9 protein-coding genes are annotated in these 9,482 nt (G+C 65.2%); 4 read left to right on the forward strand and 5 right to left on the reverse strand.

Annotation, left to right across the window (positions count from 1 at the left end; genetic code table 11):
* Positions 1-23 precede the first annotated feature (23 nt).
* Positions 24-722 (reverse strand): hypothetical protein, encoded by a 699-nt coding sequence (locus HZF05_RS15520; protein WP_160365468.1) that lies wholly within the window; start codon positions 720-722, stop codon positions 24-26.
* A 222-nt stretch (positions 723-944) separates the two neighbouring features.
* Here HZF05_RS15520 and HZF05_RS15525 point away from each other — a divergent pair, with 222 nt between their 5' ends.
* From HZF05_RS15525 to holA, 4 genes are read left to right on the forward strand one after another with little or no spacing between them, the layout of a single operon-like run.
* Positions 945-1,406 (forward strand): DUF3576 domain-containing protein, encoded by a 462-nt coding sequence (locus HZF05_RS15525; protein ID WP_160365469.1) that lies wholly within the window; start codon positions 945-947, stop codon positions 1,404-1,406.
* A 17-nt stretch (positions 1,407-1,423) separates the two neighbouring features.
* The gene (gene leuS, locus HZF05_RS15530) at positions 1,424-3,973 is read left to right on the forward strand and encodes a leucine--tRNA ligase (protein ID WP_160365470.1); all 2,550 of its coding nucleotides are present in this window, start codon (positions 1,424-1,426) and stop codon (positions 3,971-3,973) included.
* Positions 3,970-4,470: an LPS assembly lipoprotein LptE gene (lptE, locus tag HZF05_RS15535; RefSeq protein WP_160365471.1), complete on the forward strand. Its 501-nt coding sequence runs from the start codon at positions 3,970-3,972 to the stop codon at positions 4,468-4,470. Before leuS ends, lptE begins: the two co-directional genes overlap by 4 nt.
* Positions 4,470-5,495, forward strand: a complete 1,026-nt coding sequence (holA, locus tag HZF05_RS15540) for a DNA polymerase III subunit delta (protein ID WP_160365472.1) — start codon at positions 4,470-4,472, stop codon at positions 5,493-5,495. The genes lptE and holA overlap by 1 nt, the downstream gene beginning before the upstream one ends.
* Here holA and HZF05_RS15545 read toward each other — a convergent pair whose 3' ends face one another.
* From HZF05_RS15545 to mnmG, 4 genes are read right to left on the reverse strand one after another with little or no spacing between them, the layout of a single operon-like run.
* The gene (locus HZF05_RS15545; protein WP_160365473.1) at positions 5,496-6,395 is read right to left on the reverse strand and encodes a ParB/RepB/Spo0J family partition protein; all 900 of its coding nucleotides are present in this window, start codon (positions 6,393-6,395) and stop codon (positions 5,496-5,498) included.
* Positions 6,392-7,177 carry a ParA family protein gene (locus HZF05_RS15550; RefSeq protein ID WP_160365474.1) on the reverse strand — a complete coding sequence of 262 codons (786 nt, stop codon included), beginning with the start codon at positions 7,175-7,177 and terminating at the stop codon, positions 6,392-6,394. The genes HZF05_RS15545 and HZF05_RS15550 overlap by 4 nt, the downstream gene beginning before the upstream one ends.
* Entirely contained in the window at positions 7,174-7,761 is a 588-nt protein-coding gene (rsmG, locus tag HZF05_RS15555) for a 16S rRNA (guanine(527)-N(7))-methyltransferase RsmG (RefSeq protein ID WP_160365475.1), read from the reverse strand. The genes HZF05_RS15550 and rsmG overlap by 4 nt, the downstream gene beginning before the upstream one ends.
* Positions 7,758-9,479 (reverse strand): tRNA uridine-5-carboxymethylaminomethyl(34) synthesis enzyme MnmG, encoded by a 1,722-nt coding sequence (gene mnmG / locus HZF05_RS15560; protein ID WP_160365476.1) that lies wholly within the window; start codon positions 9,477-9,479, stop codon positions 7,758-7,760. The genes rsmG and mnmG overlap by 4 nt, the downstream gene beginning before the upstream one ends.
* Positions 9,480-9,482: the final 3 nt, after the last annotated feature.

The following is a 9,482-nucleotide window of genomic DNA, read 5'->3' on the forward strand; positions in this document are numbered from 1 at the left end:
CGTCACCCCGCCAAGCTCGACGATCAGAACTTGAAGGCGGTGCCGATATAGACGGCCTGGCTGTCGCGCCGGTCATCGGAAAGCTGGACCAGCCTGTCCTTCTCGACCCGGTAACGCACGCCGCCGGTCACGTCGAACCGGCTGTTGATCGAATAGGAGCCGCCGAAATCAACCGCGACCGCCTGCTGCTCGGCGCCGATCAGGCGCGAGGTATCGCCGAAGCTGCGATCGGCGGCCACCGCAAGGCGGGTGCTCCAGTGCTTGCCGCCATAGCTGAGCGCAACGTCGGCGGCCTCGTGGCTGCCGGGCACCGTGCCGAGATCGACCTTGCTGTAATCGCTGGTGACGGCGAAGCGCTTCCAGCCCACCGCGACGCCGAGATTGTAGGCGTAAGGCGTGAAGCCGGCATAAGTGTTGGCCACCGCAGTTGCGCCGGGGGCGGGCGTGGCCCGGCTCGCGCGCACCGCGACGGTCACGCGGCGGCTGGCGCCTGGCCCGAGCGACGGAGTGAAACGGAAGCCGGACGATGCGAGGCCGCCCCGGCCGAAGGTCGATCCGAATCTCGGATCGGCCGCGGCCGGTGTGAAAGAGCCGATCGAACTGGCCACATTCGCGGCGGGTTTGGGCGCGCGCTTCTTCTGGATCTGCGCGGCGGACGCGGCGTCGGGAACGAGCAGCAGCGCGAGACTCGCGACGACGACCCCCTTGCTGATTCCACTCATGATCCGACTCGCACGCATTCGTCTGACGAACTCCCCTGCGCTTCGGCGCCTAGCACGGCCAGAACGCGCGTGTCATCGGTTCGGACGGCCCCGTGGTACGGAATCGGGAGCCCTGTTGCATCCTATCCACATACCGGGTGGATCGGGCCTGTCCGCGGCGCTTGCCCAACCCCGCTTTGCCTCTATAGATGCGGGCTTCCACGCGCGTCCGAAGGCAGCTTGATGATGCAGTTTCCCGCCCGCACCCTGCGCCCGATCGCCGGCGCCCTCACCGCCGCATTGCTGCTCGCCGGGTGCGCGCATCACGACAAGAGCAAGGCCAAGGCGCTCAGCGCCGATCTGGCCGCATCGAAGGTCACCCAGATCGGCGTCAACGCCTATCTGTGGCGCGCCGCGCTCGACACCGTCTCGTTCATGCCGCTGGCGCAGGTGGATTCGAACGGCGGCGTGATCGTCACCGACTGGTACGCCAATCCCTCGACGCCGAGCGAGCGGATGAAGCTCACCGTCTCGATCCTCGATCAGGACCTGCGGGCCGACGCCATCCGCGTCGCCGCCTCGCGCGAGATCAACCAGGGCGGCAACTGGGTCGAGGCGCCGGTCGCCGCGCAGACGGTGCAGAAGCTGGAGGATGTCATCCTGCAGCGCGCCCGCGATCTGCGCCGCGGCGCCATCACGGGCTGACGCCCGCAAAAGGACTTATGGAAAAGCGCTTCAACCCGCTCGCCGCCGACGGCCGCTGGCAACAGGCGTGGGACGAGGCACAGGCCTTCCGCGCCGACGATCACTCGCCCAAGCCCAAATGCTACGTGCTGGAGATGTTCCCCTATCCGTCGGGGCGCATCCACATGGGCCATGTCCGCAACTATACGATGGGCGACGTGCTGGCCCGCTACAAGCGGATGACGGGCCACGAGGTGCTCCACCCGATGGGGTGGGACGCTTTCGGCATGCCGGCCGAGAACGCCGCGATGGAGAAGAAGGTCCATCCCGGCGACTGGACCCGCGCCAACATCGCCGCGATGAAGGCGCAGCTGAAGCGTCTGGGCTTCGCGCTCGACTGGAGCCGCGAGCTGGCCACCTGCGAGCCGGATTATTACGGCCACGAGCAGGCGCTGTTCCTGAAGATGCTCGAGGCCGGCCTCGTCTACCGCAAGGAGAGCGAGGTCAATTGGGACCCGGTCGACATGACCGTGCTCGCCAACGAGCAGGTGATCGACGGGCGCGGCTGGCGCTCCGGCGCGCTGGTCGAGCGGCGCAAGCTGGCGCAGTGGTTCCTCAAGATCACCGACTTCGCCGAGGATCTGCTCGACGGGCTGGATGCCCTGCCCGACTGGCCCGAGAAGGTGAAGCTGATGCAGGCCAACTGGATCGGCCGATCCAGGGGGCTGCGCTTCGGCTTCAAGCTGGATCAGGCGGCGGCCGGACATGACGGCATCGATGTCTATTCGACCCGTCCCGACACCATCTTCGGCGCGAGCTTCGTGGCGATCGCGGCGGATCACCCGCTGGCGCTGGCGCTGGCCGAGCAGGACTCGGCGCTTGCCGCCTTCGCCGAGGAGTGCCGCCGTACCGGCACCGCCGCCGAGGAGATCGAGACCGCCGAGAAGAAGGGCTACGATACCGGCCTCAACGCCGTCCATCCTTTCGACCCGGAGTGGAAGCTCCCCGTCTTCGTCGCGAACTTCGTGCTGATGGGTTACGGCACCGGCGCGGTGATGGGCGTGCCCGCGCACGACCAGCGCGACCTCGATTTCGCGCGCAAATACATGCTCCCCGTCCCCCGCGTCGTCGCGGCCGAGGGCGAGGCGGACAAGCCGATCCATGACGAGGCCTATACCGGCCCCGGCCGCCTCGTGAACTCGCACTTCCTCGATGGGATGAGCGTGGACGAGGCCAAGGCCGCCGTCATTGCCAAGGCCGAGGATGGCGGCTGGGGCCAGGGCACCACCGTGTTCCGCCTGCGCGACTGGGGCGTCAGCCGCCAGCGTTACTGGGGCACGCCCATCCCGGTGATTCATTGCGCGGACTGCGGCATCGTGCCGGTGCCCGCCGACCAGCTGCCGGTGGTGCTGCCCGAGGACGTCAGCTTCGACGTGCCCGGCAACCCGCTCGATCGTCACCCGACCTGGCGCGATGTTAGCTGCCCCACCTGCGGTGCTGCGGCGAAGCGCGAGACCGACACGCTCGATACCTTCGCGGATTCGAGCTGGTATTTCGTGCGTTTCGCCAGCCAGCCCGAGGACAAGCCATTCGACAAGGCCATCGCCGAGCAATGGCTGCCGGTCGGCCAGTATATTGGAGGTATCGAGCATGCGATCCTCCATCTCCTCTACGCCCGCTTCTGGACGCGTGCGCTGAAGCATCTCGGCATGCTGGACTTCGCTGAGCCCTTCGGCGGCCTGTTCACACAGGGCATGGTGACGCACGAGACATACAGCGCGTCTCATTACGATCAGCCAGAGGGATCTGAGCCGGCAAAACTCTACTGGGTTGCACCTGAAGACGTCGAATATATCGATGGTAAGCCGGTCGAACGTGTTTCCGGCCGGCCGATCACCGTCGGCCGCGTCGAGAAGATGTCCAAGTCCAAGAAGAACACGGTCGATCCCACCGCGATCATCGATCAGTACGGGGCGGACGCGGCGCGCTGGTTCATGCTGTCGGACAGCCCGCCCGAGCGCGACCTCGAATGGTCCGAAGCCGGAATCGAGGGCGCGTGGCGCTTCGTCCAGCGCGTCTGGCGCCTCGCCACCGATCGCGAGCCGGCGGCGGGCGAGGACAAGGATCTCGATCGCAAGCTCCACAAGACCATCGCCGGCATCGCCGAGGATATCGAGGCGCTGAGCTTCAACAAGGCGGTTGCCAAGCTGTACGAGCTGGCCAACGCGCTGGAGAAGGCGCAGCCGTCAGCCAGCCGTACGCAGGCGATCGACGCAATGCTACTGCTGGTCGCGCCGATGATCCCGCATCTCGCCGAGGAAGCGTGGTCCGCGCGGGGCCATGAGGGCCTGATCGCGCTCGCCGACTGGCCGAAGGTCGATCCGGCGCTGCTGGTCGACGACGAGGTTACCATCGCCATCCAGGTCAACGGCAAGCTGCGGGACACGCTGACGGCTCCCAAGGGCGCCGACAAGGCCTCGCTGGAGGCGATGGCGCTGGAGTCTGAGAAGATCATCGCCTTCCTCGAAGGCAAGGCGCCAAAGAAGGTTATCGTCGTCCCCGATCGTCTGGTCAATCTGGTCGCATGAAGCGGATCGCCGCCCTCCTCCTCCTTTTGCCGCTCGCCGGTTGCGGCCTGCATCCGCTCTACGAGAGCGGCACGCATGGGCCGGTTGCGGCCAAGCTGTCGCAGATCGAGGTCGGGCCGATCAGCGGCCAATCGGGCTGGCTGATGCGAAACGCGCTGAACGATCGGTTGGGTGCCACCGGACATAGTGATGCGCCGCGCTACAAGCTGGTAGTCGATCTCAGCGACGACATCACTGGGCTCGGCATCAACCAGGAAGGCACCGTCACCCGCGAGCGGCGGACGCTGCGCGCGCGTTTTCGCCTCATCACCAACGATTCGGCGGGCACCACGCTGCTCGACGCCAGCGCCGGTTCGGATGCCGGGATCGATTCGGTGAGTTCGGATTACGCCACGGTTGCCGCGGAACAGACCGCGCTCGAAAATCTCGTCAACGACGTGGCCGATCAGATCGTCGCGCGCGTCGCCGTCTTCGCGCGGCACAACAAGGGCCGCTGATGGCGGCGAAAGACGCCACGATCCGGGCCGCACTCGACAAGGTCGATCCATCGATACGCTGTTACCTGCTCTACGGCCCGGATGAATCCGCGTCCCGCGCCCTGGCGCGGCGGCTGGCGACCGCGATGGGGCCGGAGGCCGAGCGGATCGATCTCGAACAGGGGCAGATCATCTCCGACCCCGCTCTGCTGACCGATGAGGCCGCGTCGATCTCGATGTTCGGCGGCCCGCGTCATATCCGTGTCGAAGGCGCGACCGACAGCTGTCTCGCGGCGGTGGAGGCGCTGCTGGAGGCGCCCGCGGCGGGCAATCCCGTGGTGCTGATCGGAGGCGCGCTGCGAAAGGATGCGAAGCTGGTCAAGCTGATGAGCAGCCATCCGGCGGCGATGCAGCATGTCAGCTATTTGCCCGATGCGGGCGATATCGATCAGGTGGCAATGGAGCTTGGCCGCGATCAGGGCTTGCGCATCGGTCGCGATGTCGCGCGTCGTCTCTCGGCCTCGGCGGGCGGCGATCGTGCCGTGCTGGCGTCCGAAATCGAGAAACTGGCGCTCTACGCCGACGCCTCGCCGGAACGGCCGAAGGATGCCGAGCACGCGATGCTCGACGCGGTCGGCGCCGACATGGGCGAGGCCGACCTCTCCCGTTTCACCGATGCCGTTCTGGGCGGTGACGAGTCCGTGCTCGATGTCGAGGTGACACGGTTGGTACAGGAAGGGCGCGAAGGAGTCGGACTGGTGCGCGCCCTGCTCCCGCAGCTTGTCCAGTTGGCGGCGATCCGCATGGAAATCGATCGCGGGGCCTCACCGTCCCAAGCCGTAGATAAAGCCGGCCGCGCGATATTCTGGAAACAGAAGGACAAGATGGCCGGCTATGCGATGCGCTGGTCCTCCGCCCGCATTGCGCGCGCGATCGAGCGCATTTCGGAAGCCGGGCGCGAGATCATGCGCGCGGCGGGTCCCGGCCCGATCGCCGTGGAATCCGAGCTTTTCATCATTGCCCGTCAGGCGGGACGACGCCGCTAGCTAGATCCGCTCGCCGCTCAGCCGCTGGCAGATCATGTCGAGCTGGTCGAGACTTGAATAGGACAAGGTGACGGTGCCCCCCTCCCCGGCATGCGCGATCCGCACGGCAAGACCGAGCATGTCACCGAGCTGGCGTTCCAATGCGACGATGTCGGCATCGCCGGAAGGCTTGGCCTTGAGCGACCGCTCCTTCGTTGTGCCGCCCTTAGCCGAACGGGCGAGCTTTTCCGTATCGCGCACCGACAGACCGCGCTTGATCACTTCGGCGGCGAGCTTTTCAGGATCTTCGGCGGTGATCAGAGCGCGGGCATGACCCATGCTGAGGTTGCCGTTCGCGACTTCCTGCCGGACCTTCCCTGGAAGATCCAGCAATCTCAGTAGGTTGGTGACATGACTGCGTGATTTGTGGACCAGCTTGCCCAATGCTTCCTGCGTATGCCCGAAATCCGAGACGAGCCGCTGATAGGCCTCGGCCTCTTCGATCGCGTTGAGATCGGCGCGCTGGATGTTCTCGATGATCGCGATTTCGAGAGTTTCGGTGTCGTTGAGATCGCGAACCAGCGCCGGCACTTCGTGCAGCCGGGCGCGCTGGGCTGCCCGCCAGCGCCGTTCGCCGGCGACGATCTGGTAGCCGGTTCCGATCTTGCGGACCACGATCGGCTGGAGCAGTCCGCGCTCGGCGATCGATTGGGCCAGTTCCTCCAGCTTTTCCTCGTCGAAATGTCGGCGCGGCTGGTCCGGGTGCGGGCGGATATCTGCGATCGGAAGCAGCCGCACACCTTCGGCACGGAGCTCTCCGGCTTCGATCGGCTGTTCGCGTTCGACCTCGCCCAGCAGGGCGGAAAGACCGCGGCCCAGTCCGGAGGGGCGCCGCCGGGCGGGGGTGGGCTCCGTGCTCATGCCGCAGCAAGCTCCCGCAGCGGCAAGCGCGCCATCAACTCGCGGGCGAGAGCGATATACGCCTCCGATCCGGAACAGCGATGATCGTAAATCAGCGCTGGCAAGCCGTGGCTTGGGGCTTCGGACAGGCGCACGTTGCGCGGGATGCTGGTCTCGAAAACCAGCTTGCCAAGCGCGGCCCGAACATCGGCGGCGACCTGTTCGGACAGACGGTTGCGGCGATCGTACATGGTCAGCGCCACGCCCAGGATCTGGAGCCCTGGATTGAAGCGCGCACGGATCCGCTCGATCGTCTGAAGCAGCTGGCTCAAACCTTCGAGGGCGAAGAATTCGCATTGCAGGGGGACAAGCAACGAGTTGGCGGCGCTCATCGCGTTGACGGTCAGCAGGCCTAAAGACGGCGGGCAATCGATCATCACCACGTCCCAGCGACCGGCCGGGGCCTCCGACAGCGCGATATCGAGTCGGTGCGCGCGCCGCTCGATGTCGACCAGCTCGATTTCAGCCCCCGATAGATCGACCGTCGATGCCACGAGATCCAGGCGCGGCACCCGCGTCGGGATGACCGCTTCGGCGATGTCGCAATTGCCGACCAGCAGATCGTAACTCGATCGTTTGCGCAGCGCACGATCGATACCCAGGCCGGTTGAAGCGTTGCCCTGTGGATCGAGATCGATGACCAGCACCTTCCATCCGGTAGCTGCCAGCGCTGTGCCGATATTGATGGTTGTGGTCGTCTTGCCGACCCCGCCCTTCTGGTTGGCAACCGCGATACGAATCATCGAGTTCGTCTCCGTCGAACGCCCTCGGCGATGACGATGGCCGCTTCGGCATCGGTCACGCTCGGAACGAGGCGGAAATCACCCTGCCATGTTCGGCGGGCTTCTTCCAGTTCCGATGCGGCGCCACGGCCCTTTGGCAGCACCCATCGTGTTTTTTCGTCGGCAAGATGATGGGAGATGGTGAACAGGGTCGAGAGATTGGCCACCGCGCGCGCCGTTATGTTGGCGACGGGTGGAAGTGCGACGCGCTCGACCTTCTCGGCATGGACAACGACGTTGCTAAGTCCGAGCGCGTTCGCCGCATCGCGGAGAAACTGGGCACGCTTGGCGCGCGGCTCCACGAGATGGACAGGCGTCGTCAGTCCGCAGGCGATGACCAAGCCGGGAAAGCCGCCGCCAGAGCCGATATCGAGCAAAGAACCGTCCCGAATATGCCGGCCGAGTTGTAACGAATCGGCGATGTGCCGTTCGTCAAAAGACTCGATCGTCGAGGCAGCAACAAGATTTTGCCGCTCGTTCTCCGCGATAACGAGGGCCTTCAGGGTCGTAATTTGCGCGGATGTTTCACGTGGAACGTCGGTCATGCAACGGCACGGGCGGCGACGAGAAGCGCGGTCAGGGCGGCCGGCGTAATGCCATTGATCCGAGACGCCTGCTCCACCGAATCGGGGCGCGCCAGGGACAGTCGCTCGATCATCTCGGAGGATAGGCCGCCAACGGACATGAAATCAAATCCGACCGGCAGGCGCGTACGGTCCGATCTTAGCCGCGCCACTTCGGAACGCTGTCGCTGCACATAAGGCGCGTAGTGGCGATCCGTCTCGATCTCCTCGCGTATGGCACGCGGAATATCCTCGCTGCCGGCATCCTCGTTCCCGGCAAGCGCCGCCGCTCGTTTCCTTTGTAGCGCACGACGCTCCATGGCAACCGCCTTGGCGTCGCTTATCGCGCCACTTGCGACGGCCGTAACCCGCAATCGCGCTTCCGCATTGTCGGCCCGGAGGTGGAGGCGGTGCTCAGCCCGCGAGGTGAGCATTCGATACGGCTCGGTAACGCCTTGCAGAGTGAGATCATCGACAAGGACACCGATGTAGCTCGATGTTCGATCGAAGATGGGCGCGGGGCGATCCAAAGCGCGGCAGGCGGCAGACAGACCTGCGACGAGGCCCTGTGCGGCCGCCTCCTCATAACCCGTCGTTCCATTGATCTGGCCCGCCATGAACAGACCCTCGACGTCGCGCACCCCCAATTCCCTTGAGAGAATACGGGGGTCGATGTGATCGTATTCGACCGCATATCCCGGCACGACGATCTCCGCTTTTTCGAGCGCCGGAATCGAGTGGATAAACGCTTGCTGAGTGTCAGCCGAAAGGGACGTCGAAATTCCGTTGGGATAGATCAGGCATCCGTTCAGCGTCTCCGGTTCGAGAAAAATCTGATGACTGTCCCGATCGGCGAAACGCCGGATCTTATCCTCGATCGACGGGCAGTAACGTGGTCCCCGCCCTTCGATATCGCCGCTGAAGAGCGGGGAATCGCCGAAGCCCGCGCGGATGATCTCGTGGGTTGTCGGCAGGGTTCGCGTGATGCCGCAGAACAGCTGGGTGTTGCGACGCGCTGGCGCATCGGCGGACATGTGCCAAGGCTCGGTGTCCGAAGCCTGGCGAGCGGCGCGCGACCAATCGATCGTTCGCCCGTCGAGCCGCGGCGGCGTTCCCGTCTTGAGCCTTCGGATCGGGAGAGACAGGGAGCGAAGCTGCTGCGAGAGCCGATGAGCACCGGATTCGCCGATCCGTCCGCCGTCGAACCGTTCCTTACCACGGAATAATCGGCCGCCGAGGAATGTGCCCGTGGCCAAGATGACCGCTTTCGCGGCTATAACATCGCCGCTCGCCAAATGGACGCCCGAGAGCTTTCCACCATTGAAGTCGAGTTCGATCACCTCTCCTTCGACGATTTTAAGCGTTGGGAAGTCCTTCATGCGGCGCTGAATGGATTGGCGGAACAGATTGCGATCCGCCTGGACGCGCGGTCCTCGTACCGCAGCGCCTTTGCTGGCGTTCAGCATGCGATAGTGGATCGCCGCATCATCGGCTGCGGCGGCGATCAACCCATCGAATACGTCGATCTCGCGAACGAGATGACCTTTGCCGACCCCACCGATGGCAGGGTTGCAAGACATCGAGCCGACGGCGGCTGCATTGATGGCGATGAGCGCCACACTGGCACCAAGCCGCGCCGCGACCGCCGCCGCCTCGCAACCTGCGTGGCCCCCGCCAACAACTACGACATCGAATTTCATAAG

It is taken from the genome of Sphingomonas chungangi (assembly GCF_013778325.1).
Lineage (GTDB): Bacteria > Pseudomonadota > Alphaproteobacteria > Sphingomonadales > Sphingomonadaceae > Solisphingomonas > Solisphingomonas chungangi.